This is a genomic window from Nonomuraea sp. H19, assembly GCF_052068215.1.
Lineage (GTDB): Bacteria > Actinomycetota > Actinomycetes > Streptosporangiales > Streptosporangiaceae > Nonomuraea.
Genome location: NZ_JBQHCV010000022.1, coordinates 104,634 through 130,580, shown reverse-complemented (window position 1 = coordinate 130,580; position 25,947 = coordinate 104,634). Strand labels below are relative to the sequence as shown.

Annotated in this window: 24 protein-coding genes and 1 pseudogene; 15 read left to right on the top strand and 10 right to left on the bottom strand. The window is 69.5% G+C overall.

Annotated elements, in window-relative coordinates; all coding sequences use genetic code 11:
- From ACTMTI_RS39125 to ACTMTI_RS39105, 5 genes are all read left to right on the top strand, one after another.
- Positions 1 to 1,020 carry a radical SAM/SPASM domain-containing protein gene (locus ACTMTI_RS39125; protein WP_441125802.1) on the top strand — a complete coding sequence of 340 codons (1,020 nt, stop codon included), beginning with the start codon at positions 1 to 3 and terminating at the stop codon, positions 1,018 to 1,020.
- Positions 1,010 to 1,198 carry an aroma-sacti cluster domain-containing protein gene (locus tag ACTMTI_RS39120; RefSeq protein WP_441125801.1) on the top strand — a complete coding sequence of 63 codons (189 nt, stop codon included), beginning with the start codon at positions 1,010 to 1,012 and terminating at the stop codon, positions 1,196 to 1,198. The genes ACTMTI_RS39125 and ACTMTI_RS39120 overlap by 11 nt, the downstream gene beginning before the upstream one ends.
- 83 nt (positions 1,199 to 1,281) lie before the next feature.
- The gene (locus ACTMTI_RS39115; protein WP_441125800.1) at positions 1,282 to 4,095 is read left to right on the top strand and encodes an adenylate/guanylate cyclase domain-containing protein; all 2,814 of its coding nucleotides are present in this window, start codon (positions 1,282 to 1,284) and stop codon (positions 4,093 to 4,095) included.
- 5 nt (positions 4,096 to 4,100) lie between these two features.
- On the top strand, positions 4,101 to 4,889 hold the full coding sequence (locus tag ACTMTI_RS39110) for a S8 family peptidase (protein ID WP_441125799.1): 789 nt from the start codon (positions 4,101 to 4,103) through the stop codon (positions 4,887 to 4,889).
- Positions 4,886 to 5,455: a GAF domain-containing protein gene (locus tag ACTMTI_RS39105; RefSeq protein ID WP_441125798.1), complete on the top strand. Its 570-nt coding sequence runs from the start codon at positions 4,886 to 4,888 to the stop codon at positions 5,453 to 5,455. Before ACTMTI_RS39110 ends, ACTMTI_RS39105 begins: the two co-directional genes overlap by 4 nt.
- On the opposite strand, the gene ACTMTI_RS39100 is transcribed toward ACTMTI_RS39105, so the two are convergent.
- The gene (locus ACTMTI_RS39100) at positions 5,432 to 7,195 is read right to left on the bottom strand and encodes a BTAD domain-containing putative transcriptional regulator (protein ID WP_441125796.1); all 1,764 of its coding nucleotides are present in this window, start codon (positions 7,193 to 7,195) and stop codon (positions 5,432 to 5,434) included. The genes ACTMTI_RS39105 and ACTMTI_RS39100 overlap by 24 nt on opposite strands.
- 390 nt (positions 7,196 to 7,585) lie before the next feature.
- Between ACTMTI_RS39100 and ACTMTI_RS39095 the strand changes: the two genes are divergently transcribed.
- A complete protein-coding gene (locus ACTMTI_RS39095; RefSeq protein WP_441125795.1) occupies positions 7,586 to 8,062 on the top strand; it encodes a hypothetical protein in 477 nt (158 codons plus the stop codon).
- Here the strand turns inward: ACTMTI_RS39095 and ACTMTI_RS39090 are convergent.
- Positions 8,022 to 8,972 carry a helix-turn-helix transcriptional regulator gene (locus tag ACTMTI_RS39090; RefSeq protein WP_441125794.1) on the bottom strand — a complete coding sequence of 317 codons (951 nt, stop codon included), beginning with the start codon at positions 8,970 to 8,972 and terminating at the stop codon, positions 8,022 to 8,024. The two genes, ACTMTI_RS39095 and ACTMTI_RS39090, sit on opposite strands and share 41 nt — an antisense overlap.
- 62 nt (positions 8,973 to 9,034) lie before the next feature.
- Here ACTMTI_RS39090 and ACTMTI_RS39085 point away from each other — a divergent pair, with 62 nt between their 5' ends.
- Together ACTMTI_RS39085 and ACTMTI_RS39080 are read left to right on the top strand one after the other, a co-directional pair.
- Positions 9,035 to 10,189, top strand: a complete 1,155-nt coding sequence (locus ACTMTI_RS39085) for an epoxide hydrolase family protein (protein WP_441125793.1) — start codon at positions 9,035 to 9,037, stop codon at positions 10,187 to 10,189.
- A 70-nt stretch (positions 10,190 to 10,259) separates the two neighbouring features.
- Positions 10,260 to 10,587, top strand: a pseudogene (locus ACTMTI_RS39080) (Tn3 family transposase); the annotation flags it as partial.
- Positions 10,588 to 10,654: 67 nt separating this feature from the next.
- On the opposite strand, the gene ACTMTI_RS39075 reads toward ACTMTI_RS39080, so the two are convergent.
- Together ACTMTI_RS39075 and ACTMTI_RS39070 are read right to left on the bottom strand one after the other, a co-directional pair.
- Complete coding sequence (locus ACTMTI_RS39075; RefSeq protein ID WP_441125792.1) at positions 10,655 to 12,082, bottom strand: coniferyl aldehyde dehydrogenase; 1,428 nt, start codon at positions 12,080 to 12,082, stop codon at positions 10,655 to 10,657.
- Positions 12,079 to 12,918, bottom strand: a complete 840-nt coding sequence (locus tag ACTMTI_RS39070) for an SDR family NAD(P)-dependent oxidoreductase (protein ID WP_441125791.1) — start codon at positions 12,916 to 12,918, stop codon at positions 12,079 to 12,081. The genes ACTMTI_RS39075 and ACTMTI_RS39070 overlap by 4 nt, the downstream gene beginning before the upstream one ends.
- Before the next feature lie 73 nt (positions 12,919 to 12,991).
- Here ACTMTI_RS39070 and ACTMTI_RS39065 point away from each other — a divergent pair, with 73 nt between their 5' ends.
- The 4 genes from ACTMTI_RS39065 (at position 12,992) to ACTMTI_RS39050 (ending at position 17,014) form a co-directional block, all read left to right on the top strand.
- Positions 12,992 to 13,606, top strand: coding sequence for a TetR/AcrR family transcriptional regulator (locus tag ACTMTI_RS39065; protein WP_441125790.1), 615 nt, complete (start codon positions 12,992 to 12,994; stop codon positions 13,604 to 13,606).
- On the top strand, positions 13,603 to 14,406 hold the full coding sequence (locus tag ACTMTI_RS39060; protein ID WP_441125789.1) for a maleylpyruvate isomerase N-terminal domain-containing protein: 804 nt from the start codon (positions 13,603 to 13,605) through the stop codon (positions 14,404 to 14,406). The genes ACTMTI_RS39065 and ACTMTI_RS39060 overlap by 4 nt, the downstream gene beginning before the upstream one ends.
- Before the next feature lie 915 nt (positions 14,407 to 15,321).
- Positions 15,322 to 15,456, top strand: coding sequence for a hypothetical protein (locus tag ACTMTI_RS39055; protein WP_441125788.1), 135 nt, complete (start codon positions 15,322 to 15,324; stop codon positions 15,454 to 15,456).
- Positions 15,457 to 15,580: 124 nt separating this feature from the next.
- Positions 15,581 to 17,014, top strand: a complete 1,434-nt coding sequence (locus tag ACTMTI_RS39050; protein ID WP_441125787.1) for an MFS transporter — start codon at positions 15,581 to 15,583, stop codon at positions 17,012 to 17,014.
- 69 nt (positions 17,015 to 17,083) lie between these two features.
- On the opposite strand, the gene ACTMTI_RS39045 is transcribed toward ACTMTI_RS39050, so the two are convergent.
- Positions 17,084 to 17,338 carry a hypothetical protein gene (locus ACTMTI_RS39045; protein WP_441125786.1) on the bottom strand — a complete coding sequence of 85 codons (255 nt, stop codon included), beginning with the start codon at positions 17,336 to 17,338 and terminating at the stop codon, positions 17,084 to 17,086.
- 450 nt (positions 17,339 to 17,788) lie between these two features.
- Complete coding sequence (locus tag ACTMTI_RS39040; RefSeq protein WP_441125785.1) at positions 17,789 to 18,268, bottom strand: winged helix-turn-helix transcriptional regulator; 480 nt, start codon at positions 18,266 to 18,268, stop codon at positions 17,789 to 17,791.
- Between the two features lie 33 nt (positions 18,269 to 18,301).
- Here ACTMTI_RS39040 and ACTMTI_RS39035 point away from each other — a divergent pair, with 33 nt between their 5' ends.
- From ACTMTI_RS39035 to ACTMTI_RS39025, 3 genes are all read left to right on the top strand, one after another.
- Positions 18,302 to 18,811, top strand: a complete 510-nt coding sequence (locus tag ACTMTI_RS39035; protein ID WP_441125783.1) for a nuclear transport factor 2 family protein — start codon at positions 18,302 to 18,304, stop codon at positions 18,809 to 18,811.
- A gap of 115 nt (positions 18,812 to 18,926) precedes the next feature.
- Positions 18,927 to 19,562, top strand: a complete 636-nt coding sequence (locus ACTMTI_RS39030; RefSeq protein ID WP_441125781.1) for a hypothetical protein — start codon at positions 18,927 to 18,929, stop codon at positions 19,560 to 19,562.
- A gap of 175 nt (positions 19,563 to 19,737) precedes the next feature.
- Positions 19,738 to 20,082, top strand: coding sequence for an RNA polymerase-binding protein RbpA (locus tag ACTMTI_RS39025; protein ID WP_043625492.1), 345 nt, complete (start codon positions 19,738 to 19,740; stop codon positions 20,080 to 20,082).
- Positions 20,083 to 20,136: 54 nt separating this feature from the next.
- On the opposite strand, the gene ACTMTI_RS39020 is transcribed toward ACTMTI_RS39025, so the two are convergent.
- From ACTMTI_RS39020 to ACTMTI_RS39005, 4 genes are all read right to left on the bottom strand, one after another.
- Positions 20,137 to 20,634, bottom strand: coding sequence for an FxsA family protein (locus ACTMTI_RS39020; RefSeq protein WP_441125779.1), 498 nt, complete (start codon positions 20,632 to 20,634; stop codon positions 20,137 to 20,139).
- A 46-nt stretch (positions 20,635 to 20,680) separates the two neighbouring features.
- Positions 20,681 to 21,424, bottom strand: coding sequence for a polyprenol monophosphomannose synthase (locus ACTMTI_RS39015; RefSeq protein ID WP_441125777.1), 744 nt, complete (start codon positions 21,422 to 21,424; stop codon positions 20,681 to 20,683).
- Positions 21,425 to 21,426: 2 nt separating this feature from the next.
- Positions 21,427 to 23,181: an apolipoprotein N-acyltransferase gene (gene lnt, locus ACTMTI_RS39010; protein WP_441125775.1), complete on the bottom strand. Its 1,755-nt coding sequence runs from the start codon at positions 23,179 to 23,181 to the stop codon at positions 21,427 to 21,429.
- A gap of 529 nt (positions 23,182 to 23,710) precedes the next feature.
- Positions 23,711 to 25,876 carry a HelD family protein gene (locus ACTMTI_RS39005; RefSeq protein WP_441125899.1) on the bottom strand — a complete coding sequence of 722 codons (2,166 nt, stop codon included), beginning with the start codon at positions 25,874 to 25,876 and terminating at the stop codon, positions 23,711 to 23,713.
- Between the last annotated feature and the right edge of the window lie 71 nt (positions 25,877 to 25,947).

Sequence of the window (25,947 nt, the reverse complement as noted above, 5' to 3'; positions counted from 1 at the left end):
ATGCATCTGGCGGACATTCTCGCCCTGCGACCGGTGCCGGCCGCCGCGCTCCTGATGGCGATCACCCGCCGGTGCCCACTGACCTGTGCCCATTGCTCGACGAATTCGCTGTTGTCCAGTGAAGAGCACCCTGCGGAGCAGTTCTCCCGCTTCGTGGAGACGATCGAGCCTGACGAGCGGCCCGAGCTGATCATGCTCACCGGTGGCGAACCCATGCTGCGCCCTCGGCTGGTCGGTTCCATCGCCTCGGCCGCCCGCCGCGTGGGCACGCGGACGATGGTGCTCACGGGCGGGTTCTTCGCGCCGCGCGTCCCTCCCGCTCTCGATGACGTCGCCCATGTTTCGGTGAGCCTGGACGTCTTCCATCAGCGAGAGGTCCCCCAGGTGAACGCGTTCCGTCTCGTCCACGCGCTCGCAGAGCGGGGGGTCGCGGTCAGCTTCCATGTTGTGGGGACAGGCCCCCATGATCCCTACCTCACGGAGGTCATCGAGACGATCAGGCGGGAGTTCCGCGATGGGGTCCCCATCCTGGTGGGGCGCATCCGCGCGGTCGGCCGTGCGCGCGCGTGGTCGCCCGCGGACGAGCGGCCCCGTCCTGGACAGCTCCGCCCCTGCACGATGGCCGCGTGGCCGACGGTATCCCCAGACGGGACCATCGCCGCCTGCTGCAACCAGGACGTCCTCGATCACCGCCCGGTTCCCGGTCACCTGCGTCTCGGCCACGTCTCCACCGACAGCTGGCGGTCGGTACGGACACGCTGCCGGACGTCACCCCTGCTTCGCGCCATCCGCACGGGTGGACCTCAGTGGGCTTCCGGCCGATCCGACGGCGGGTACTGCGGGAGCTGCCGCCTCCTCGGCACCGATCAGGAAGCACCTCCTCATCCCGCGATCGCCTACCTGGAGCAGCAGGTCATCCACTCCCAGCTTGGCGCGGGCCCCGCAGGCTTCATGCGCCGGTACGGCGAAGCTCGTTTTGCAGATCTTGTCATGCTTGGGAGGGAGACCCATGGCGTTTGACCCCGTTCGCGAGCTGACCGAGGCGGGTCTGGACCTGCAGGTCATCAGCGAGGAGCAGCGCGCGATCGTCGCCGGGTTGAGCCCGGCGGAGGTGGCGATGCTCATCTCGGTCCACGAGCGGCTCCTCGACACGGAGCCGGAAGTCGAAGCCCACATCATTGGCGGGTTGCTCTTCTGATGCGATGTCCCGGTTGCGCGGCGACGGCGCCGGAGGGAGCGCGGTTCTGTCCCGCCTGCGGAAGCCGCCTGCAGAAGCGGGGCGTGTCCGGCACACGCAAGCAGGTCACGATGGTGTTCTGCGATCTCACCGAGTCCACCGCGCTCAGCGAGCGGTTGGATCCGGAGTCCCTTCGCTCGGTCATGCTCAGCTACTACGAGGCGATGCGGGCTTGCCTCGAATCTCATGGCGGAGTGGTGGAGAAGTTCATCGGTGACGCCGTGATGGGCGTCTTCGGGCTGCCCACCGTGCACGAAGACGACGCGCTGCGGGCCGCGCGGGCGGCGCTGGCCATGCGCGCAGCCATTGACCGGCTCAACGACGACGTGGCCGAGCGCCTGGACGTACGTCTGAACGTGCGCATGGGGATCGAGTCGGGAGAGGTCGCCACAACCTCCGACGCCGCGGCCGGTCAGGCGTTGGTGACGGGCGAAGTGGTGAATGTCGCCGCGCGACTGCAGCAGCAGGCGCCCCCTGGGGGCATTCTGATCGGGGAGGGCGCCCACGCGCTCACCGGGCTTTCGCTGGAAACGACCCCGCTCGGCGAGGTGTCCGTGCGGGGCAAGGCGGAGCCGGTGCGCGCGTGGAGGTTGCGGGGAGTGCGCGAGGACGATCCGGCGATCAGCCGCAGATTCGACGCGCCCTTCGTCAACAGGGAGCAGACGCTGCGAGAGCTGGATTCCGTCTTCGCCAAGGTGATCGAGCTGAACGCCTGCCACAGGATCACGCTGATCGGGGATGCGGGCCTCGGTAAGACGCGGCTGGTGCGGTTCTGGGCCGAAAGGGCCACACGTCGCGGCGCGCTCTTCGGCGCTGGACGCTGCATGCCGTACGGAGAAGGCGGGGCGCTGCGCGCCCTCGCTGACGCGCTGCGCCAGGCCCTTGGAGAGCGGGAAGGACCCGCTCACGATGTGCTCCACCGGGGCCTGCTCAGGAACGGCACGCTCGGCCCCGTTCCCGAAGAGACGCTCTGGGCGATCACCACATGCCTCAAGGCCGCAGGCGTACCGGTGCTCCTGGCGATCGACGATCTGCACTGGGCGAGTTCCGAGCTGCTCGACCCGCTCCGGCAACTCGAAGGACGCCTCAGCGAGGTTCCGGTGATGCTCCTCTGCGCGTCGCGCCCCGACACCCCCGCCGCACCGGCGTCTCTCGTTCTCCAGCCGCTGTCCGCCCCGGACTGCCGTCGCCTTTCCGCGGCACTGCTGGAAACCACCGCGCACGACGGTGACGTGCTCGAACGTGTGGTGCGCCGATGCGAAGGCAACCCGTTCTATCTCGAGCAGCTGGTCGCGCTGATCTGTGACGGGGTGGAACCCGAACGGGTGCCCCCCACGCTGCGTGCGCTCCTTTCCGCGCGGATCGACGCCCTCCGCTCGGCGGAGCGGCAGGTCCTCACCTGCGCGAGCGTCATCGGGCGCGATTTCGGCCAGGCCGAGCTGGAAGCGTTGTACGAGACCGATCCGCACGAACTTCTGATCAGGCTCGCGCGCAAACAGCTTGTCGAGCCCACCGGTGAGCGCTACAGGTTCACCAGCACGCTCATCCAGCAGGTGGTCTACGCGGAGACCTCCAAAAGCACTCGTGCCGATCTTCATCAGCGGCTGGCGGACCATCTCGACCGCTCCGGCGAGCAGCCGGCCACCGTGGGTACCCACCTGGCCATCGCCTACCGGCTCCGATGCGAGCTCATGCGCCCGGACCCCGACACGCTGCGGCTGCGTGACAGGGCGGCCACGCGCCTGGCGAGCGGCGGTGATCAGGCACTGCGCCATGGCGATCTGTCCAGAGCGGTCCACCTGCTGGAAGACGCGTACTCACTCACGGGTGACCGCAACCCCCTGGTGGTCGAGCGGCTGGGAGAAGCCAAGATCGCCCTCGGCGATGCCGCCCACGGCGTGTCACTGCTCCATCGTGCGCTGCGGCTGGGAGACGAACGGGTGGCCTGCCACGCCAGGCTCTATATGAGTTACCTCGACGGAGGCCTGCCCGAGGTGAACGCACGGGAGGCGGCGGCCGTCTTCGAGGCGGCGGGCGACGATCTCGGACTCGCCCGCGCCATGGTCCGGCTCGGCCAGCAAGCCCAATCCGACGGCCGGTTCGCACAGGCGAGGACCGTGCTGGAACGCGGGCTCGCCCATGCGACCCTGGCCGATGCGGAGCTGGAAACGGCGACGGCGCTGGGTGCGCTCGCGGTCTCACTGTGGCTGGGGCCCGAACCCGCTTCGGTCGGGGTCGCACGATGCGGGGAGCTGCTGTCACGGCATGGGCCCGGCCGGAGGACCGTCCAGGCCGTCGTACGGTGCCCGCTGGCGGTCCTGCTCGCCCTGCAAGGCGACTTCGACCAGGCGGAGAGCGCGCTCGCCCGCGCCGAGGCGATTCTGTCCGAACTCGGACATGTCTACGCCGCGGCCTTCGTGCCGATGTTCTCGGCATCAATCGCTCACCTGGCCGGACGCGCCGCGGACGCCGAAGCCCTGCTGCGCCGGGCTCGCGACGCCGCGAGCGCACTCGCCGACGCCCAGCTGCGCGTCACCGCCGCAAGAGATCTCGCCCGGGTGCTGTATGAACAGGGCCAGGTGGATCAGGCCTATGCCCTGGTGCGGGAGGGGCTGGCGGATCCTGACGGCGCTCAGCCCATGCTCCGGGCGGAGTTCCTGAGCCTCAAGGCCCGCATCCTGGCCGAGCGTCCGCTCGCGGACGAGGCCTGGGACATCGCGGCCACGACCGACTCGCCGCTCATGCGAGCCCGTGTCCTGGCGGACCGGGCCCACGTGCGGGCCGCTCAAGGAGATGCTCACGGCGCACGCGCGGACCTGGCCCTCGCCGGCGGTCTGCGCGCGAGCAAGGCGGGGTGATCCCGGTGCTATGGAGCCTGAAGGACCGGCCGGACGATCTGAACGTCACCACCAACTGGTGGGCCGGCGCGCCGGAGCTGGCGGGGTTGACGGGCCGCGGGGTCCGGGTCTGCGTACTCGACAGCGGCATCGAGCCTGACCATCCGCAGGTCGGGCCGATTCAGGGGTCATACGTGGTGCTGGCCGAGGATGACGGGATGGTCGTGCGAGAGACGGAGGCCGGAGACGTCTGCGGGCATGGCACGGCATGCGCGGGGATCATCAGGAAGATCGCGCCGGAATGCGAGCTGTACAGCGTCCGCGTGCTCGGGCCAGGCTTCGCAGGCCGCGGCGACGTGTTCGTCGCGGGCCTGCGCTGGGCCGTGGAGCAGGGATTCGACGTCATCAACCTGAGCCTGTCCACCACGCGCAGGCGTCTGGCCGAAGACCTGAGGGAGGCGAGCGACGACGCCTACTTCCGCCGGACGGTGATCGTGGCGTCCGCGCACAACCTCCCCGTTGAGAGCTATCCATGGCGGTTCTCATCAGTGATCTCGGTGGGAAGCCACGCCGAGGATGATCCCACTCTGCTCATCTACAATCCGCGCCCTCCCGTGGAGTTCTTCGCACATGGTTCGAACGTGGAGGTGGCGTGGCCGGGGGGCGGACGCAGGCGATGCACCGGTAACAGTTTCGCCACCCCCCATGTCACCGGGCTGTGCGCACTCGTGCTGAGCGGGTGTCCGCGCCTGACCACCTTCCAGGTGAAGAACGCTCTGTACATGAACGCGAGAAATGTGAGGCGGGAACCATGAACATCGAGTTCGATGCCGACCACGACGCCCTGCTTCAGTCGATCGTCGACGTAGCCCTTGCGATCTACTGTGCGGCGGCCAGTTCGATCTTCCTCTACGACCTCGAACGCGATGAACTGATCTTCCGGGCGGTTTCCGGTCAAGGCCAGGGGGCCCTCATCGGACGTGGTTTCCCCTCGACGCAGGGGATCGCGGGCTGGGTGCTCTCCTCGCGACAGGCGATGATCGTCGATGACCTGACCGGCAACGACATCTTCGCCCGGGACATCGCGGAGTCGACCGCCTACGTGCCGAGGTCCCTCATGGCCGTTCCGCTGCTTCATGGCGACGAGGCCCTGGGCGTCCTCGAAGTGCTGGATCCGCATCCCCAGGCTCGTGCCGCGATCGCCGAGCTGGAGCTCCTGGTAATGTTCGCGCATCAAGCCTCGGTCGCCTTGCGGGTGATCCGGAGCTACTCGCGGGCCATCCGCGAGGACACGAACGCTCAGCGGCGACAAGCGGCGCGTCGCTTGCTCTCCGCCCTGAGCGACCTGGTGGAAGAGTCAGACACCCTCCCTCATCGCTGACTCCCTGGCGAACAACCTCACCCAGCGCGGAATGCGATAGACCCCGTTCGCGCGCGACTCGACCTCGATCACCTGCGCCTCTTCCAGAGCGTCCAGCGCCGATTGCGCCACGTCCGGCCCCAGCAGTGTCGCGGCGTCGCCAAGCGTGAACTGCTCATCCGGCAATGCGGACCCCAATCTCCTCAACGCCAGATGCGTGGACGGATCCAGATCCCGTTCGAGACTCGCCGCACACGCGCGTAACGAACGATCCCCCACCGTCAGCTCGTCGAGCAGGAGCCGATCGTCGGCCAACCGGGCGGCGAAATCCGAGAGGGGAAGATCGGGCCGCGCCGCGAGGCGCGCGCCCGCCAGCCGGATCGCCATCGGTAAGAACCCGGCGGCAGTCAGCATCCGGCGCACCGCAGCCGGATCGGCCGCGACTCGCCGATCTCCGATGAGGCCGCGGAGCAGCTCAAGCGCTTGTGACTGATCGAAGGCGCCAACCGCCACGTGATAGGCCGACTCCACCGCGTCCAGGCGTCTCCTGCTTGTGACGATGACGCCGCTGTCGCCCGTACCGGGGATCAGGCTGCGAACCTGTGCGGGTGAGGCCGCGTCGTCCAAGACGAGGAGAACCCGTCGCTCCGCCAGCCACGCGCGATACGCGGCCACCCGCTCCTCGGGCGACACCGGAAGATCTCCGCCGAAGCCCGTCATGCGCAGGACCTCCGCGACCACGTCCGCAGCGCGCCGTTCCTCGCCCGAGGCGTCCCTGAGCCCGACGAATACCTGGCCGTCCCGGAACCTCGCTCGCAGCCGGTGCGCGACGTGAACGGCCAGCGACGTCTTGCCGCTGCCCACGGGCCCGAACAGCACGACGGGCGGATTCAGCTTTCCCGCTTCGAAGGCGTCGAGGATGTCCTGGATCTGCTGGCCACGTCCGGCGAAATCGGCCAGGTCCCTCGGCAGCATGCTCATGTGAGCGACCGTGTCGTTCTCCAGACGCGGAGGTTCGAGATCCTCATCGCCTCGAAGAATCGCCTGATAGAGGCGTTCCAGCACCGGGCTTGGCCGCAGGCCCAACTCCCTGGTGAGCGCCTGCCGCAGACTTTCGAACTCGGCGAATGCCTCGGTCTGCCGGCCGCAGCGGTAGAGGGCGAGCATCTGACAACGCCGGAGACGTTCCCTGAAGGGATTCTCCCTGACCCATTCAGTCAGGACATCCACCACCAGCGCATGGTGACCGAGATCGAGCTCCGCCTCGACCCAGTCCTCGAAGGCGGTCAGCCTGAGATCGGTCAGCCGCGCCACCTCTGCGGCGATCAGTGGTACGTGCGCCAGATCGGGCAACGGATCGCCACGCCACAAGTCCAGCGCTTCGCGCAGCAGTCGCCGAGCTGTTCGCGTGTCGGCACCGCGCAGAGCTCGCCGGCCCGACTTGACCAGTTCCGTGAACCTGAGCATGTCAAGTTGATGGGCGGACAACCGCAGTCGATATCCGGGCGGGACGTAGAGCAGGTCGTCACGCAGACCGAGATCCTTGCGCAACGCCGCGACATAAACCTGCAGATTCTTGTGCGCGGTCCTGGGCGGAGCGTCACCCCAGGCCGCCTCGATCAGTGAGGACACCGAGACCACATTGTTGATCCGGACGAGCAGTGCTGCCAGGAGCATGCGCCGCTTGAACGAACCGACGTCCAGCTGCACCGCGTCCCGGCGAGCCTCGAGGGGCCCGAGAATGGCGAAGTCCACGTCCACGACGGCCTCCCCGCAGCTTGCGGCACATTGCGCCGCTCTTATATCAGAGTTGCCATATGCGGGATGAGGGCCGGTAGGAGCATCTAACACCTGTTAGTGATGATATTCATCACACGGCCATGTCATCTTCTGCGGTCGCGCCCGGAATTCCTGAAGGCGGCGGCGCTCACGCCCTGGCCAGGAATGCGAGGCCAGTCGGCGGGTTCGGCCAGCGCCGACGACGGAACCTTCGAGGGAGTGACCACGACCCTCCCCAGCGGAACCGTGACGGTTCCCGAGCTGAGGCGAGAGGCAGGCCGGGATGTTGTTCGGGACCGCGGAGGGCCGTGGCATGTGGGGCGGGCGGATCACCTGGAAACTCTGGGTGGGAACCCCCGTCACGATGCCACCGTGGCCCTGCTGACTGCCCTGGCCGTTCCGGAGCGGCTGGCCGGGCTGGTCGTCTCCGGAGGGTCCGCCAGAGCGGCCCGGGCGGACGCGGTGCAGCGGGCCATCATGGCTTTGCTGCCGGCCGGTGCGCTGGTCGGGATGCTTAAGGGCATGTACTCCGGCGGCCGCCCGGAGCATCTGGCCACCGCCGTGGATGACCTGCGCAGGGCGGGCAAGCAGACCCTGCTGGCCGGGCTGCGCGAACTGGGCAGCCTCAACCAGGAATTTGGAGCATCCAGAGCTGTTCTCCCGAACCCTCGCGGAGTTCGCGGCCAAGACCCGTCGTTGGCCGAGGGCAGGCTCATCCCCGCGGGCACGACGTCCAGGCCGGCTCCCCGCAGCGCCGGCCTGCTCATCCTGATCACCCACTCCTGCTGTCCCGGCCCCGACCGCGGTATCAGTCCGTCGCGCCGGCGAGCCGGGCTGCCAGCGTCCTGACGTGCTCGACAAGCTCCGGGGGTTCGTGCACCTGGAAGGCGAATCCTTTGGTGGTCACGTAGATGGCCAATTCGTCCAGCGAGTTGGACCCGGCCCGCAGGGTGCAGCTGTGCTCGTCGATCGGCTCCAGAGTTGCGGTGGTGGGGGCGATCCGCTCCGCCGCGGTCTCGGCGCTGACGTGCAGGGTGAACCGGGCCTGGTACCGGTAGGCCGACGTGGAGATCGACCGCGAGGTGTAGCCGCTGATATCGGGGTCTGGCGGGGTGCGCGGGGTGAACCGGGGGCCGGTGGGCGTGCGCGGGTCGAGGCGGTCCACGCGGTAGGTGCGCCAGTCCTGGCGGTCGACGTCCCAGCCGATGAGGTACCAGCGCCGGCCCGCGTGCACCAGCCGGTGCGGCTCGGTCGTGCGGGTGCTGCTGGTTCCGTCGTGGGTGCGGTAGTCGAAGCGCAGGCGCAGCGAGTCGCGACAGGCGGCGGCGATGGCGGTGAGGGTGCTCGGGTCGACGGTGGGGCCGGTGTTGGCCATCGGCACCGTCATCGACTGCAGGGCGTTGATCCGGTGGCGCAGCCGGGACGGCAGTACCTGTTCGAGCTTGGCCAGGGCCCGCACTGAGGTCTCCTCGATGCCGGTGATCGAACCGCCGGCGGCGGTTCGCAGTCCCATTGCGACCGCGACGGCTTCGTCGTCGTCGAGCAGCAGCGGCGGCAGGTCCGCGCCGGCACCCAGCCGGTAGCCGGCGGTGCCCGCGGTGGCCAGCACGGGGTAGCCGAGGCCGCGCAGCCGGTCGATATCGCGGCGCACGGTGCGCGGAGTGATCTCCAGTCGCTCGGCCAGTTCGGCGCCGGACCAGTCGCGTCGGGTCTGCAGGAGCGAGAGCAGTCGCAGCAGCCGTGCCGAGGTTTCCCACATGGTTGCAGTCTGCCATTGGCCTAGGACGGAGTCTGACCTAACCGGCTCCTAGCGTTATCGGCATGGAGAACAACAGCGAGATCCGGCCCTTCACCATCGACATTCCTCAGGCGGACCTGGACGACCTGCGCGACCGGCTGGCCAGGACCCGGTGGGCCGCGGACCTGCCCGATGTCGGCTGGAGTCGCGGGGTGCCGGTGAGCTACCTCAAGGGGTTGGCCGAATACTGGCGCGATGGCTACGACTGGCGCGTCCACGAGCGAGAGTTGAACAAGTACCCGCAGTTCACCACCGAGATCGACGGGCAGAACATCCACTTCCTGCATGTGCGCTCACCCGAGCCGGACGCGCTGCCGCTGATCTTGACCCACGGCTGGCCCGGCTCGATCGTGGAGTTCCTGAACGTCATCGGCCCGCTGACCGACCCCAGGGCACATGGCGGTGACCCGGCGGACGCGTTCCATCTGGTGATCCCGTCGATCCCCGGCAGCGGGTTCTCCGGGCCGACCGGAGAGGCCGGCTGGGACACCAACCGGGTGACCAGGGCGTTCGCTGAGCTGATGAACCGGCTCGGCTACGACCGCTACGGCGCGCAGGGCGGCGATACCGGCGCGGTCATCGCCCCGGGGCTCGGCCGGCTCAACCCCGACAAGGTCGTCGGCGTGCACGCGAACGGGCTCTCCGCGTTCACCGAGGTCGACCCGGACGAGATGGGGGAGCTGACGGAGGCCGAGCGGGCGCGGGTGGAGCACCTGGAGTACCTGACGACCGAGCAGTCCGGCTACGCGATGATCCAGATCAGCCGGCCGCAGACCCTGGCGCACGGGCTGCACGACTCCCCGGTCGGGCAGTTGGCCTGGATCGTGGAAAAGTTCAAGGAGTGGACCGATCCGGCCGCCGAACTGCCCGAGGACGCGGTGGACCGGGATCTGTTGCTCACCAACGTGATGCTGTATTGGCTGACCGGCACCGCCGGATCCTCGGCCAACAGTTACTACGAGACCGCGCATGCCGGAGCCTGGGGCGCGAGTGAGCGTTCCACGGTGCCGACCGGGGTCGCGGTGTTCCCCCTGGACGTGTCGATCCGGCGCACCGTCGAGCTCGAACACACTGTCGTGCACTGGTCCGAATTCGGCCGCGGCGGCCACTTCGCCGCCATGGAGGCCCCCGATCTGCTCGTCGGCGACGTCCGGGAGTTCTTCAGCAAGCTGCGCTGAAACTGTCGCGGCGCCGAACTCGATCAGATCGGCGCTCGTGGTGCAGGCGCACAGTGTGCAAGCCGTGCGGGCGGCGGTGGAGCAGGCCGGCGGGTTCGCCGCGCAGCTGGCCGATATCGAAGAGGTCGTCGCCGCCTTCCATGGCGCCGCGACTCATCCCGCTGCCACCCCCGGTGGAGGAGGATGAGCCGGAGTCGGGGATCGCGTTCGCCCCGGGCAACTGGCGGCGCGCGGTGACCGGCCGGCGCCGCCCCGGCATGGTGGCGCGCCGGCATTTCGAGGCCATGGTGTTCTGCTACCTGGCCGAGGAACTGCGCACCGGCGACGTGGCCGTGCTCGGCTCGAACGAGTACGCCGACTGGAGCGGCCACCTGCTGCCGTGGGAAGAGTGCCGGCCACGGCCGGCGACCATCACGGGTGCTGTTTTGTGTCGGTGGACATGAGCTCCTCTCGGTTTTGATGTGTTCATCGGAGGAAGAAGTTGAGAAGAGCGTCGGTACGCTTGCCGAAGGGGGCATACAGGAGGCGGGTGGCGTTCCAGCGACCTTGCGCGAGGATGCCCTTGGGGTGGCTGAGCGTTCGGAAGCCCTCGATGCCGTGGTATTTGCCCATCCCGCTCGCGCCGACGCCGCCGAAGGGAAGGTCGTCCTGTGCGACGTGCATGATGGTGCCGTTGATGGTGACGTTGCCGGAGGTCGTGCGGTCGAGGACCTTGCGCTGGTCTGGGTCGTCGTTGCCGAAGTAGTAGAGCGCGAGCGGTCGTGGTCGTGTGTTGACGTAGTTGATGGCGTCGTCGATGTCGCGGTAAGAGAAGATCGGGAGGATGGGGCCGAAGATCTCCTCGTGGGCGATGCGCATGTCGTCGGTGACGCCGAGCACGACGGTCGGTGCGAGGGTGTGCGGGCGGCGGGCCGCTTCGCCCGGCCGGTGTCCGACCTCGATGATCCGTGCCCCGTGGGTACGGGCGTCGTCGATCAGGTCGGTGAGGATCGCGTACTGCTTGTCGTTGCTGATCGAGGTGTAGTCGTTGCTGGTCGGGCCGTCGGGGTAGGCCGCCTTCACCAGTCTGTCGTAGCTGTCGACGAAGGCGTCGATCTCGGATTCGTGCACCAGGGCGTAGTCGGGGGCGATGCAGGTCTGCCCACCGCTGAGGAGTTTGCCGAAGACGATGTCGGACACGGTCTGGTCCCGTACGTGTCCCTTGGCGATGATGGTCGGGGATTTGCCGCCTAGTTCCAGCGTGACGGGGACGAGGTTCTCGCTCGCCGCCTTCATCACGGCTCGTCCGACCTCGGTGCTGCCGGTGAAGACGAGATGATCGAAAGGCAAGGAGGAGAACGCGGAACCGTCGCCGCTGACGATCGTGACCTGCTCCGGCGGGAAGACCTCGCTCAGCATCGACGCGAGCACGGCGTTGGTCGCCGGGGTCAACTTCGACGGTTTGAGCATGACGCGGTTGCCGGCGGCGATCGCGGTGACGACGGGCATCAGCGACAGGTTGACGGGGTAGTTCCACGGTGAGATGACCCCGACCACTCCGAGCGGCTGGTATTCGATGCGGTTGGTGCCGAAACGCATGTGCAGGGCGGTGTGGCGGCGGGTCGGGCGCATGAATCGACGGAGATTGCGCTCCAGGTAGTCGATGCCCTGAACGACGCCCACGAGCTCCATCATCGCGGTCTCGTGTCGCGAGCGATGTCCGAAGTCGGTGTTGATCGCCTCCTCGATGGCGCTGCGCCGGGCGATCAGCGCCGCCTTGAGGTTGTGCAGATCGCTGCGCCGCGCCGCCCATGAGGGCGCTCCGTCGCGGAGATAGGCGGCGCGCTGAACTTCGAGGATGTGACGGAAGCGCTCCGCGTCGGTGGGCTGTGTGGTGACTTCTGTGATGGTCATGATGTTGTTCCTGAGCTGTCAGCAAGGGCGACGGGGAGCTGCGTGCGCTGACGGCGGGCCATCCGGCCCATGAGCCGGACGATCAGGCGGCGCGGCAGGAACTTGCTGGCGAGGGCGAGCGGGCGGCCGTTGGTGATCACCGACGGGGGCGCGGAGCGGCGGTCGAGCGTGTCGAGGGCGATCGTCACGACCTTCTCGGGTGTTGCCCGCTTCGCGCCGTAGTCGGCCGACTGGCTGCCGGCGACGTCGTAGAACTCGGTCCGCGTGGCGCCGGGGCACACGGCGAGGACGCGCAGGCCGGTACCGCGGGTCTCCTCCCACAGCGCTTCGGTGAAGCTGAGGACGAACGCCTTGGTGGCGCCGTAGACACTCAGGTACGGGGTCGGCTGGAAGCCCAGCAGGCTCGCGACGTTGATCAGGACGCCGGTGTCGGCGGAGGTCAGCGGATCGATGTAGGCGCGGCTGAGGTCGACCAGCGCACTGACGTTCAGCGCGATCATGCTTTGCAGGCGGTCTGGATCCTCGTCCGTGAACGCGTCGTGGGTGCCGAAGCCCGCGTTGTTGACCAGTCCGGTGGCGTAGATGCCGCGGGACTCGAGTTCGGCGCGCAGCGTGCGGCCGGCGTCGGGCAGGCCGAGGTCGCGGGCGACGACGGTCACCGTGACGCTGTGCGCTCGGGTGAGTTCGGCGGCCAGGCTCTGCAGCCGGTCCGCGCGGCGGGCGACAAGCACGAGGTTGGCGCCGCGGCGGGCCAGCTGACGGGCGAATTCGGCGCCGAGGCCGGAGCTGGCGCCGGTGACGATGACGGTCTGGCGGCGGTAGTCGACTTTGCTCATGGCATTCACTCTACGCACGAATATGCACGGAGTGCAAGTTGCTACATCGTGTGAGCTTCCGTACCATCGGTGCATGGCTCAGAAACCGACACCTCTTCGGGAACAGACCCGCTCGGTGGTCCGATCGCTGCTGACTCGGACCGCAATCGAACTGTTCGCCGCCAAGGGGTACGACAACACGACCCTGGAGGAGGTCGCCGCCGCGGCGGGTGTCTCTCGGCGGACCCTGTTCAACTACTTCCGCAACAAGGAAGACCTCGCGCTCAGCGGCCTGTCCGAGCAGGGGGAATTGATCGCCGCGCGGCTCGCCGAGCGCCCGGTCGAGGAGGACGCCTGGACGTCGCTGCGCGCGGCGTTCCAGGTGCTCGAGGAGATCGACCTCACGGCCGAGCGCCGGCTCGAAATGATCACGCTCCTGTTCGGCAACGAGTCCCTGCGCGCCGGGCACGCCGAGAAACAGGCCCGCTGGCAAGACCTGTTCGCACCGCTGATCGAGCCGCGACTGCCCGACTCCGACCACCGCACCCTGCAGGCGCGCGCGATCGCGGCCGCAGCGATCACGTGCATGCAGGCAGCGAACGAGGAGTGGGTGCGCCTGGGCGGACAGGTCGACCTGTTCGACCTCTACGACGCGGCCGTGCAGGCGATCCGCCGTCCCGCCTCACAACCAGAGAAGAAGATGACATGACCGATCGCCTGCCCGCGGCGGACCTGCCGAACATGGCCGCCGCCCTCCGCGCCGAACGCGCCGAGATGCTGAACTTCACCAGCAGCCTCACCGACGACGAATGGACCGCGCCCAGCGCCGCAACTGGATGGCGCATCGCCGACGTCGTCGCCCACATCGGTGCGACGGCGCGGAACTCCTACACACCCGCCGGGCTGCGCACGACCTTCGCCGCCAGCCTCGAACAGCTGAACGAAGACCCCGTCGACCGACGGCGAGTCTGGAGCCGTGCCGATGTGATGGCCGAGTACCAGCGCGCCAGCCGGCGAGCCACCACGCTCCTCGACATCGTGAGACGCACGCCCGCCACCCGAATGCGGGTACGGCTGGCCGAACTCGGTCGCTACCCCATGGGTCTGCTGATCGGCGGCGCACTCGTCTTCGACCATCACACGCACCTGCGCCACGACATGGCCCCAGCGCTCAGCCGGCCCGTGCCGCCCACCGATGCAGACAGGATGCGCGCGGTCCTGACGTGGATGATCGCCGTACTGAGCAATCAGGTCGCGCAGGCGCCAGTCGCCGGGCTCGACGCCCGCGTCGCACTGACTCTCACCGGCCCCGGCGGCGGGACCTGGTGGATCGACGAGACAGGCGGCCTGACTCCATCCAACGGCGCGGTCGCCGCGCACGTCACCGCCCCCGCACTGACCTTCCCCGACTGGGGCACGCAGCGGTCGTCCTGGCGCGACAGCGACGTGACGGTCACCGGCGACACCGAGCTCGCCGCCCGCTTCCTCGACGCCGTCAACGTCATCTGATCGGGGCACGGGAAGCCCGCCTCCCAGGCAGCCCCGGACCGCTTGTTCGCTACTTCTGGTGGCGGCGAGTTCTGGCCGGGGTGCCTCGGCTTCGAGCACACTCCGGTCGCTCCGGACGTGGTGGTCGAGCTGGAAGTTGACACCGCGCGGGAGCGTTCGCAGCCCGGTTCTGGGAGAACGGTGTAGCCCAGCTACTTCAGCAGTCACTGCCAGCTCGCCGTGGCCCGCCGCAGGTCGGGGACCCAGATCCCGACCTGGCGCAGCAAGCCGGTGGCAGGCGCTTGGGTCATGGAGAGGACCCTCCATGGCGGACACTCTCATCCATGCATGGGGCAGGAGTCCGGCGGCAGCGTCCCGTAGCGCAGGAAGAGACGATCGGCTTTGCTCAGGAAGGGCTCGATCTCGGCCTGCATCGCGCCATCCGCCCCGCGGGAGAACGACCAGATGCGGGTTCTTTCTCCACCTCGAGGCAGAAATCGCGGCCACCATGTGGAGACCTTTTGTCCGGGTCATCATTGACGCCGTAGTGGTGGGCGAGCCGCGGGAGCCGGCGCGGTTGCGGCAGATCGTGAACCAGACGTCGTATCGATCTTCACACGTCTCCTGAGCCTCTTCAAGCGCTCGCCGAGGAGGCGTCGGTGAACCGCCCGCCTCGCCGCCGCGGCCGGCCCCGTGCATGCCCGGACGACGTCCTGCTCCGGGCTGTCACTCTCCGCAAGAATGGCGCGCTCCTGCTGGAAGGCTTGCGCCTCGCGCTTGGTGGCGAACCGGCGCTCCCGCTGTCGGCCATTCTCATCTTGGCTTTGCCGCGTGAGGACACGGCTTGCCGTTGCCCTGTACCTTTCTGATGGTTCCACGGCCCCTCTGGGGTCATGGGTTGAGTCCTCTCTCGTAGAAGGCGATCATTGTAGGGTCATGGGCACGACACTTAGATTTGACCGGCTACCTGCGAGAACAGGAAGTTCGTCAAGCATGACCGACAACGTCACCGGCCTGCGCGACGTGCTGGAGCGGCGCGGCCTGTGGCATCCCGGCAGCCTGGCGGCATGACAGCCGCCGCGGGCCGGCTCGCCGGCAGCACGAGAGCCACCTGAAAGCCCGGCCGGCCGCCCGGCCGCATCCGCAGCGACACGACCGGCCAGCCCGCTTGGCCGCATAGGAGCGACACGACACCATGCCCGTACCCGCACCCCCCGCGGCCCTCGACGACTCCCCCGCAGCCCGCCGGCGCGAGCAGCGCGGCTGGTATCTCTACGACTGGGCCAACTCCGCCTTCTACACCACGGTCATCTCGGTCTTCCTCGGCCCTTACATCATCCCGGTCGCCAAGACCGCGGCCTGCGCCAAGGACTTCCCCAGCGTGCCCTCCGGCACGTGCGTGGACGGCTTCGACAAGCTGGCCGCCGACAACCCGGGCCTGGGGTACGTCGACGTGTTCGGCGCCGACATCAGGCCGGCCGCGTTCTTCGGGCTGATGCTGACGATCGCGGTGTTCCTGCAGATCCTGGTGCTGCCGATCGTGGGCGCGCTGGCCGACCACACCGGCCGCAAGCGCGAGATGCTCGGCGTCTTCGCCTACGCCGGCGCACTGGCCACGATGGGGCTCTACTTCGTCGAGGGCGACCGCTACATGCTGGGCGGCGTGCTGTTCGTGCTGGCCAACCTGGCCTACGGCTGCTCGATCGTGGTCTACGACTCGTTCCTGCCGCAGATCTCCACCCCGGCCGAGCGTGACGGGGTGTCCTCTCGCGGATGGGCCATCGGCTATCTGGGCGGCGGCCTGCTGCTGGCCCTCAACCTGGTGCTGTTCCTGCAGCACGAGAGCATGGGCCTGACCCAGGGCATGGCGGTGCGCATCAGCCTGCTCTCCGCCGGGCTGTGGTGGGCGACGTTCACGATCGTGCCGCTGCTGCGGCTGCGCAACCGGCCGGTGCCCACGCACGAGAGCACAGCGCTGCGCTCGGTCGGCGGCAGCTTCCGCCAGCTCGGCCGTACCCTGTCGGAACTGCGTAAATATCCCCTGACGCTGCTGTTCCTGGTGGCCTATCTGGTCTACAACGACGGCATCCAGACCGTGATCGGCAACAGTGCGGCCTTCGCCTCCGAGGCGCTCAAGCTGTCGCAGACCGTGCAGATCTCCGCGATCCTGATGGTGCAGTTCGTGGCGTTCTTCGGGGCGCTGCTGCTGGGCCGGCTGGCCCGCAGCTTCGGCACCAAGCGGACGGTGCTGGTGAGCCTGGTGCTGTGGACCGCGATCGTGGTGGCGGCTCTGTTTATCGCCGAGGGCCAGGCGCTGCAGTTCTATCTGATGGCGTTCGCGATCGCGATCGTGCTCGGCGGCACGCAGGCGCTGTCGCGGTCGCTGTTCTCGCAGGTGATCCCGAAGGGGCGGGAGGCGGAATACTTCAGCCTGCTGCAGATCAGCGACAAGGGGTCGGCGTTCATCGGCTCGCTGACGGTCACGATCGCGCTGCAGCTCACCAACAGCTACCGCATCGCCATCGTCTCCATGATCATCTTCTTCGTCATCGGTTTCGTCCTGCTCGCGCTGACGAACCTCCCCAAGGCCATCCGCGCCGCGGGCAACGAGGTCCCCGACCGCGTCTGACCCTCTGCCGCACGCACCCCCCTGTCCCTCTGCCGCGCCCCTCTGCCGCACGCACCGCGACCGGCCCGATCAGTCGCTCGGGTCGAGTTTGCGGGCCATCCAGAACGTGGTGCCCGCAAAAACGCCCGTGCCGACGATGGCGAGCAATACCCACAGCCCCACGTGGCCGTCGCCGCCGAGGTGGCCGGCCTTGTGCTCTACTCCGGGGATCGGCGAGCCCGCCCCGTCCCCGGACGCCGGAGAGCCGTGCGCGGCGGGGGTGTGGTGCACAGCGGGGGTCTCCTGCGCGGCACGGGTGTCCCGCGCGGCACGGGTGTCCCGCACGGCAGGAGTGTCCTGCGCGGCGCCGGTGTCCCGCTCGGCGCGGGCGTCGTGCGCATGCGGGGAGTCCTGCGTCGTAGGCGATCGCCGGGGCTCAAACGCAGCAGACCGGCTGGGGTCGTCGCGCGGAGGCGCCGACCCCCCGTCATCGCCGTCGTCATCATCCCTGTCATCGCCCCGGTCATCGCCGTCGTCCGCTGCGGCGATGAGCCGGGCACTGACATGTGCGGCGCTAGGCGAGGTCGTCGTCTGAGCGCTGTGCGCTGCAGGCGTCGCGATGGTGAGGCCCAGGACGAACGCGGCGGCGGCCACCGCAAGCCACCGTGATCCCCATCCCATCTGCGCCTCCCAACTGGCGGCCCGCACGGCCGATCCTCAGCTTGCGAACCGGCGATGAGGCCTTTGTGAGGGGCGGATGAGGGATTTCTCATCCGATGAGGGCAGCCGCCCTGGTCACGAGGGTGCCGCGAGGAGCATCGTGCCCGGCCCCTGGGCCGCCCCCGGGCCGCGTACGGCCGTCACCGTGTCCGCCGTGACTTTCCCGCCGCAGTGCGGGCAGGTGAGCACCGGGGTGAACGTCTCGCCGCAGGAGTGCACCAGGATCGCGGGCGGGCCGCCGGGCGGCGTGGACCAGCGGTCGCCCCACGCCATCAGCGTCAGCAGGGCGGGCACGATGTCGCGGCCCGCCTCCGTGAGCACGTACTCATGACGTACGGGCCGCTCCTGGTAGGGCCGGCGCTCCACCACGCCCGCCGCGATCAGGCGCTCCAGGCGGCGGGTCAGGAGGTTGCGCGAGATGCCCAGATCCTGCGCCAGGTCGTCGAACCTGCGCAGGCCGAGGAACAGATCCCGCAGGATCAGCGGGGTCCAGGGCTCGGCCACGACGCCGACGGCCTGCGCGATGGAGCAATGCATCTCACCGAACCTGTTCACGCGACCAGGATAGTGCGTTGATAAAGTGAACTCATGACAGTTCACATTCAGCACTCACCGGCCCAGGCATACCGCGCGGCAGGCGAGGCGCATGACCTGGACGCGCTCATGGCCACGCTCGCCGACGACGTGGTCTTCCATTCCCCGCTCAGCGCCACGGCCGAGTTCAAGGGCAAGCAGCAGGTGCGGGAGTTGTTCTCCGCCGTCTTCGACGCCCTGTCCGGCCTGCGCTACCAGAGCGACGTCGGCGACGAGCGGATGCGCATGCTGACGGCCACCGGGCGACTGGGACGGCAGGAGCTGCACGAGGCCACACTGCTCTCGCTGGACGAGGACGGACTCGTCGACGAGATCACCATGTGGATCCGGCCGCTGCCGGCGCTGACCGCGATGATGGCCGCGCTCGGCCCCAGACTCGCCAGGGCCACCGGCAGGCCGGGGCTGCCCCTGCTGGTCGGCGCGGCGGTGAAGCCGCTGGCGGCGATGACGAGGCTCGGCGACAAGACCCTGGTCCCGCTGCTGACCCCCAGGCGCCGCCCGTAGGGAGCCCGCCGTCGCGGCCATCGCTCCAAAGCGAGAGCACTGCTCTTGACATCGGAGCGCCCGAGGCGAGAGCATCGCTCTCATACATGAGCGACGCCCTCTGCAAGGAGCATTGATGGCCCCCACCCGGCTCACCTCCGCCGCCTTCGCCGCAAGCGGCATCCTGTTCCTCGTCTATCCGGCGGTCCGCCCCTCCGGTGACGACGCCGCCGCGATGGCGTCCACCGCCTGGGTCGCCGGGCACGCCGCCGCAATGCTTGGGTTCGTCCTGCTCGGTCTGGCCGTGCTCGGCCTGCACCAGGTGCTGGGCGACCGGCTGTCGCTGCGCGCGGCGGTGGTGACGTGGATCGGCGCGGGCCTGACCCTGCCGTACTACGGCGCAGAGGACTTCGGGCTGAACGTCATCGCCCGGCGCTCCCTGCGCGATCAGGCGCCCGCGTTGATGGAGCTGGCGCAGGAGTTCAGGTACGGACTCCTCGCGGTCACCATGTTCGCCGCCGGGCTCCTCCTGCTCGCCGCCGGGACCATCATGGCGGCGATCTCGGTGTGGCGGTCCGGCGTGCTGCCCCGATGGAGCGGGACGGCGCTGGCACTCGGCTTCATGCTGTTCATCCCGCAGTTCTTCGGCCCGTACCCGCTGCGCATCGCGCACGGCGCGCTCATCATGATCGGCGGCCTGTGGCTGGCGGCGGTCCTGGCTGGAGCGGCGCGGCGGCCCGCCGCGCTCCCGGAGGCGCGCCACGCGGCGTGACGGCCCGGCACAGTTCGCACACGGGAATCCCGGAAAACACGGGCCGCGCGAAGAACCGACACCCCAAGCGCGATTGGATCACGTCGCGGGTGGGAATCCCATCACGGTACCAAGCGTTAGACACCGTGGGAGACAGACCCCCCACGCAAGGGGGCCCTGTAGGAGGCATTTAAACATGGGCGAGCGCGCGCTTCGTGGCACCCGGCTCGGGGCAACCAGCTACGAGAACGACCGTAACACGGATCTGGCTCCGCGCCAGGAGGTGTCCTACACCTGTCCGAAGGGCCATCGTTTCGAGGTTCCGCTTGCCGCCGAGGCCGAGATTCCCGCGACCTGGGAGTGCCGCATGTGCGGCGCTACCGCGGTGCGGGTGGACGGCGAGCAGCCGGAGTCGAAGAAGACGAAGCCCCCGCGGACGCACTGGGACATGCTCCTGGAACGGCGATCCATCGAAGACCTTGAGGAGGTGCTCAACGAGCGGCTTGCGGTCCTGAGGGCCCAGCGCCGCAAGAGCGCCTGATCTCCTCTCACGGTGAAACCCCCGGGCCCTGCGGCCCGGGGGTTCTGCTTGCCGTCAGGAGTCGCGGTCCTCGCGGATGACCTCGCCGTGCACCACCCGGCCACCCTGCGGAGCGCCGACGTCGGGGCGCGGCGGGAAGAGGTTGGCGTACGGCGAGGCGGCCGCCATCTTCTTGACCCTGCGCTCGAAGAACCACGCCCCCAGGCGGCGCATCATCGGCCGGGTGAACGGCAGCACGCACAGGAACCCGAGCACGTCGGTGAAGAAGCCCGGCGTCAGCAGCAGCGCCCCGCCCACCAGGATGAGGCCGCCGTCGGCCAGCTCACGCTCGGGCATGCGGCCGGACTGCAGCGCCTCCTGGAGCGCCCGCCAGGCCCGCCGCCCCTCGCGGCGCACGATCCACGCCCCCAGCAGGCTGTCGGCGATGAGCAGGGCCACGGTCGCGGGCCCGCCGATCACGGACCCGACCTGAATCAGCAGCCAGATCTCCAGAACGGGGACGACCAGGAAGGCCAGGAACAGCAGGAGCCGCATCGTTTCCTCGATTCGCACACACGCGTACGCCAGGAACAACGTCCGGCGCGCCGCAAGCGTTCCTTCATCCGCGGTCGCGGCGCAGCCGCTTGGGCAGGCCGGTGACCCCCCACAGGCCGATCCGCCACAGCGCCTCGGCCATGACCTTGCCGCTCATCTTGCTCTTGCCGACCGTGCGCTCCACGAACGTGATCGGCACCTCCACCACCCGCAGCCCGTGGGTGGAGGTGCGCAGCGTCAGGTCGACCTGGAAGCAGTAGCCCTGCGACTCCACGCCGGACAGGCCCACCTTCTCCAGGGTGGCGGCGCGGTAGGCGCGGAACCCGGCGGTGGCGTCGCGTACGGGCAGGCCGAGCATGACCCGGGTGTAGACGTTGGCGCCCTTGGACAGCAGCTCGCGCCGGTGCGGCCAGTTGACCACCTTGCCGCCGGGCACGTAGCGGGAGCCGATCGCCAGGTCCGCGCCGTCGGCCAGCGCCTCGAGCAGCTTGGGCAGCTCCTCGGGCTGGTGCGAGCCGTCGGCGTCCATCTCGACCAGCACGTCGTAGCCCTCGTTCAGGCCCCAGCGGAAGCCGGCGATGTAGGCGGCGCCGAGGCCCTGCTTGCCGGGCCGGTGCAGGACGTGGACGTGGTCGTCGCCCGCGGCCAGCTCGTCGGCGATCTCACCGGTGCCGTCGGGGCTGTTGTCGTCGGCCACGAGCACATGGGCCCCCGGCACGGCGGCGCGGACACGCTCGACGATCATGGACAGGTTGTCGCGCTCGTTGTAGGTCGGTACGACGACGAGCACCCGGCCGAGAGTCTCCATAGTCAGTCGTTCCTCACCCGGTCGCCTCGCCGCCTGCCACGCCATGCGGCGACTCCGACCGCCGCTGCTCCCATCACCATCAATGCCCATTCAGGAACCGCCCCCACCCTGGTGGCGATCGTTTCCTGGGTGCGTACGGGCACCTTGACCACGTTCATGTCCGCGACCAGTTCGCGGGTCTGCCAGGAGACCTTACCGTCCGGCGTGACGAATGCCGAGATTCCCGTGGTCGCGGCGGTCACGACGGCCCTGTTGTGCTCGACCGCGCGCAGCTGGGACATGGCCAGCTGCTGCGCCGGGAGGTTGGACAGGGCGTAGGAGGCGTTGTTGGTCTGCACCACCAGCGGGGTCCCCCCGGCGCGTACGGTGCCGCGCACCGTGTCGTCGTAGGCCACCTCGTAGCAGTTGACGGCGCCGATCGTGACCGGCCCCATCTTCAGGTCGCCCGGCTTGTCGCCGGGGACCGACTGCCTGCCGACCAGGCCGGCCCGCTCCCACAGGGCGAGCACGATGTCCTTGAACGGGGTGTACTCCCCGAACGGCACGAGATTCTGCTTGTCGTAGTGGGCCCCGGGCCCGGTCACGGGGTCCCACACCAGGCTGCGAGTGGCGCGTTGGTCCTCGCCGATCGCCACGACGGCGCCGATGAGCGTGGGCACGCCGACGTCGCTGACCGAGTCCTGGATGATCTGGCGGGCGAACGCGTCCTGGTAAGGATCGATGTCGGTGGAGTTTTCCGGCAGGACGACGATGTCCGGTTTGGGGAGCTTGCCGTCGCGTACGGCCTGCGCCAGGCGTTTCGTCTCGTTGGAATGATTCTTCAAAACGACAGCGGGTTCGTCGCCGAGGGCGTACATGCCCCTGCCCGGGACGTTTCCCTGGACGATGCCGATGTTGACCGTCCGCCCCTCGTCGCCGGGACGGGGAATCGCGAAGCTCAGCACGGGCACGGCCAGGGCCAGCGCCGCCGGGACCGCCCGCCGCCACGGCGGGACGGGCCCGCGCACCAGGACGGCGTGGGCGAGCAGGGCGCCGCACAGGGCGACGGCGAACGACACCAGCGGCACGCCGCCGAGCGCGGCGTAGGAGGTGAACAGCGACTCGCCCTGGCTGAAGGCCACCCGCGCCCAGGGGAACCCGCCGATGGGCACCTGACTGCGGGCCCACTCCATGGCCACCCACAGGCCGCCGAACCACACCGGCCACCAGCGCAGTCTGAACACCGGCGACGCCAGGGCGGCCATGGCCGCGTAGAACAGGCTTTCCGTGCCGACCAGCATGACCCAGACGTCGTCGCCGATGGTGCGCACCCAGGCGAGGGCGGGGAACAGGAACACGGCGGCGCTCAGGTAGCCGAGCCAGGCGGCCCGCCGGGGGCCGGTGCGGTAGAGGGAGGCGACGATCAGGCCGATGCCCAGAGGGGCGCACAGCCACCAGCCCAGCGGCGGGAAGGCGGCGAAGAGCGCGATCCCGCCGACCACGGCGGCCGCCACCCTGGCCAGCAGCGTCTTGCGCGGCTCCGGCGCGGAACCGCCGGAGCGCGTCGTCGCGGGCTCCGTGCCGCCGCCGCGAGGCTCGGGCGCGGTCGCCGCGCCGATCTCCGGCGGCGCGGCCGTTGTGGTCGAGGAGGGCGAGACCGGCGGGGCCGGCGCGGCGGGCGGGGTCGGTGGCGGGTCGGAAATGCCCGGCACGGCCTCGTCAGCCGGGTCGGAGCCGTGCCCGGTTGTGGGCGGTAGGCTCGCTCTGTCCTGAACCACTCCGGGTCTCCTCAGCCACCGTCGAACGCCTGCTTGCGAAAACGCTACCGCCCCAGGGCCGCGCTCATGCCAGCGCGGCACAGGAAGATCGAAGATTCAGCGGAACGCAGACGACGGGAGCGGCAGGGTGATCCCGCGACGGACGGAACCACCCCGGCGCACCGGCGGTCCTGCGCACGAGAGCGGGAAGAGGGCCCGGAAACCCTTCGGACCGGACCCGTCTCGTCGGCGGCGAGCGCGGAATTCCGTTGTCTACTGGGCTCCCGGACCCGTCCCGGGTCCAACCCCCCGCCCGGTTGGGGTGCCCCGACTCGACGGACCGACGGCCCTGCACCTGGCTGTGTGGACGAAGCCACGCTCCGTCACGGACGCAGGATCCGGCGATGTCAGAGACGGCCAACCGGCCAAGTCCCGTGCTGGACTGCGCAGCAAACTACCGACTCCACCTCAGATGTCAACCGTGTCCCGATCAGCAGAAACATCAAGTTTCCGCAGGTAGGACATGCTTGGGTGGCCGCCGCAAAGCAGGTCATAGCCCATTTGCCGGTACGGTCGAGCGGCTTGGCAAGCCCGCCAGAGCGGGTGAGAGCGGCCGCTCGTGCACGACCCCGAGCCGCTGCGTGGCACGGGTGAGAGCAACATACAGGTCGCTGGGCCCTCGTGGCGACTGGGCGGCGATGAGGTCGGGTTCGGCCACGATCACCGAGTCGAACTCCAGCCCCTTGGCGTCGGCGACCCCCATGACGGTCACCGGCGCGTCCAGGGCGTCCGCCCCCTTGGCCCGCCCGGAGCCGGGCGCGACGACGACGGCGCCGGCCACGGTGCCGGCGATCTGCGCACCCAGCGATTCCAGCAGCGCGTCCGGCACCACCACGGCGACCTTGCCGCCCTCGCCGACCTCGGCCTTGGCGAGCTCGGGCAGCGCCGGCAGCGGCGCCGACCACGGCTCGGCGCCCGTCTCGCGCACGGACGCGGGCGCCTCGAGCGCGGGGTCGATGGTCGCCAGCATGCGGGCGGCGACCGCCATCAGCTCCACCGGCGTGCGGTAGTTGACGGTGAGCCGCTCCTGGCGCCAGCGCCCGGCCACGTACGGGTCGAGCACCTCCGCCCACGAGCGGGCCCCGGCCGCCGAGCCGGTCTGCGCGATGTCACCGACGATCGTCATCGACCGCGTGGGGCAGCGGCGCATGACGGCCCGCCAGGCCATCGCCGACAGCTCCTGCGCCTCGTCCACGATCACGTGCCCGTAGGCCCAGGTGCGGTCGGCCGCGGCGCGTTCGGCGGTGGTGAGGTAGGGGCCCTCGCCACGCTGGCGCTCGGCGAGGCGTTCCGCCTCCATGACGTCGGACAGCCCCGTCAGCTCCAGGACCTCGCTGGCGTAGGCCAGCTCGGCCTCCCGCTCGCGTTCCTCGGCCTGCCGGGCGGCGGCCAGCTCCTCCTCGGCCTGCAGCGCGGTGGCGCGCAGCACCTGCTCGTCGATGTCGCCGAGCAATTCGGCGGCCTCGTCGAGGAGGGGCACGTCGGATTCGGTCCACTCGCCCCCGTCGCGGCGCAGCAGCGCCCGCTCCTGAGGGCTGAAGGAGGCGGTGGCGTAGCCGAGGCGCTCGGCCGAACCGTAGAGGCCGAGCAGCAGCCGCTGCGGCGTCAGGTACGGCCACAGCCGGTTGAGCGCCGACTTCACCACCGGTTCGGTACGCAGCTCCTCACGCAGGTCGGCCAGCTCATCGTCGTCGATGAGCCCCTTGCCGATCTTCCGGGCCTGCTGCCTGGCCAGGGCGTTGAGCAGCGACCTGACGAACACGGCGCGGGCCTGGTTGTGCGGGCGGCGTGAGCGGGTGGCCTTGTTCCTGGCCGCCTCCAGCATGGAGCGGTCGATGGTGAGCGTGATGCGGCCGACGGCGAGCTCGATGGGCTTGCGCGGGATCTGCTGACGCTCGCGTACCGCCCTGGCGATCACCTCCGTCATGCGCAGGTCGCCCTTGAGCGCGGCCACCTCCGGACGTTCCCTGGCGGTGGCCGTCACCCCCGGATAGAGCTCGCCGACCGTGGACAGCAGCACGTCGGTCTCGCCGAGCGAGGGCAGCACCTGCTCGATGTAGCGCAGGAACGTGAGGTTGGGGCCGAGGATGAGCACGCCGCGCCGCTCCAGCCGCTCCCGGTGCGTGTAGAGCAGGTAGGCGGCGCGGTGCAGGGCCACGACGGTCTTGCCGGTGCCGGGGCCGCCCTGCACGACCAGGACGCCGCCGAGGTCGCTGCGGATGACGCGGTCCTGCTCGGCCTGGATGGTGGCGACGATGTCGCGCATGCGGCCGGTGCGCCGCTCGTCGAGCGCGGCCAGCAGCGCCGCCTCGCCGTTGAGCGTGGCGCGGTCGTCGTCGCTGAGCGCGTCGAGGTCGAGCAGGTCGTCGTCGACGCCGACGACCGCGCGGCCCTTGCTCTGCAGGTGGCGGCGCCTGGTCACGCCCATCGGGGCGGCCGGGGTGGCGCGGTAGAACGGCTGCGCCACCGGGGCGCGCCAGTCGATGAGCAGCCGCTGCTGTTCGTCGTCGGTGAGGCCGAGCTTGCCGATGTAGAGCCTGCCCTCCTCGGCATGGTCGAGCCGGCCGAAAACCAGTCCGCGCTCGACCGCCCAGAGCCGCGCGAGCCGGGAGGCGTACATGTCGGCGAACGAGTCGCGCTCGGATCGGTTCTGCATCGTGCCGACGGCGCCCGCGGCCAGGACCTCCTTGAGCTGACGCTGGGTACGCTCGCGCAACGTGTCGAGGC

What these genes read in the sequence shown, in the direction of transcription:
- ACTMTI_RS39035 (WP_441125783.1), top strand. Translation starts at nt 18,302, where the DNA reads ATGACAGTTCACATTCAGCACTCACCGGCCCAGGCATACCGCGCGGCA.
- ACTMTI_RS39005 (WP_441125899.1), bottom strand. Translation starts at nt 25,876, where the DNA reads ATGCAGAACCGATCCGAGCGCGACTCGTTCGCCGACATGTACGCCTCC.
- ACTMTI_RS39060 (WP_441125789.1), top strand. Translation starts at nt 13,603, where the DNA reads ATGACCGATCGCCTGCCCGCGGCGGACCTGCCGAACATGGCCGCCGCC.
- ACTMTI_RS39015 (WP_441125777.1), bottom strand. Translation starts at nt 21,424, where the DNA reads ATGGAGACTCTCGGCCGGGTGCTCGTCGTCGTACCGACCTACAACGAG.
- ACTMTI_RS39090 (WP_441125794.1), bottom strand. Translation starts at nt 8,972, where the DNA reads ATGTGGGAAACCTCGGCACGGCTGCTGCGACTGCTCTCGCTCCTGCAG.
- ACTMTI_RS39065 (WP_441125790.1), top strand. Translation starts at nt 12,992, where the DNA reads ATGGCTCAGAAACCGACACCTCTTCGGGAACAGACCCGCTCGGTGGTC.
- ACTMTI_RS39085 (WP_441125793.1), top strand. Translation starts at nt 9,035, where the DNA reads ATGGAGAACAACAGCGAGATCCGGCCCTTCACCATCGACATTCCTCAG.
- ACTMTI_RS39105 (WP_441125798.1), top strand. Translation starts at nt 4,886, where the DNA reads ATGAACATCGAGTTCGATGCCGACCACGACGCCCTGCTTCAGTCGATC.
- ACTMTI_RS39030 (WP_441125781.1), top strand. Translation starts at nt 18,927, where the DNA reads ATGGCCCCCACCCGGCTCACCTCCGCCGCCTTCGCCGCAAGCGGCATC.
- ACTMTI_RS39075 (WP_441125792.1), bottom strand. Translation starts at nt 12,082, where the DNA reads ATGACCATCACAGAAGTCACCACACAGCCCACCGACGCGGAGCGCTTC.
- ACTMTI_RS39050 (WP_441125787.1), top strand. Translation starts at nt 15,581, where the DNA reads ATGCCCGTACCCGCACCCCCCGCGGCCCTCGACGACTCCCCCGCAGCC.
- ACTMTI_RS39125 (WP_441125802.1), top strand. Translation starts at nt 1, where the DNA reads ATGCATCTGGCGGACATTCTCGCCCTGCGACCGGTGCCGGCCGCCGCG.
- ACTMTI_RS39120 (WP_441125801.1), top strand. Translation starts at nt 1,010, where the DNA reads ATGGCGTTTGACCCCGTTCGCGAGCTGACCGAGGCGGGTCTGGACCTG.
- ACTMTI_RS39025 (WP_043625492.1), top strand. Translation starts at nt 19,738, where the DNA reads ATGGGCGAGCGCGCGCTTCGTGGCACCCGGCTCGGGGCAACCAGCTAC.
- ACTMTI_RS39055 (WP_441125788.1), top strand. Translation starts at nt 15,322, where the DNA reads ATGGGCACGACACTTAGATTTGACCGGCTACCTGCGAGAACAGGAAGT.
- ACTMTI_RS39070 (WP_441125791.1), bottom strand. Translation starts at nt 12,918, where the DNA reads ATGAGCAAAGTCGACTACCGCCGCCAGACCGTCATCGTCACCGGCGCC.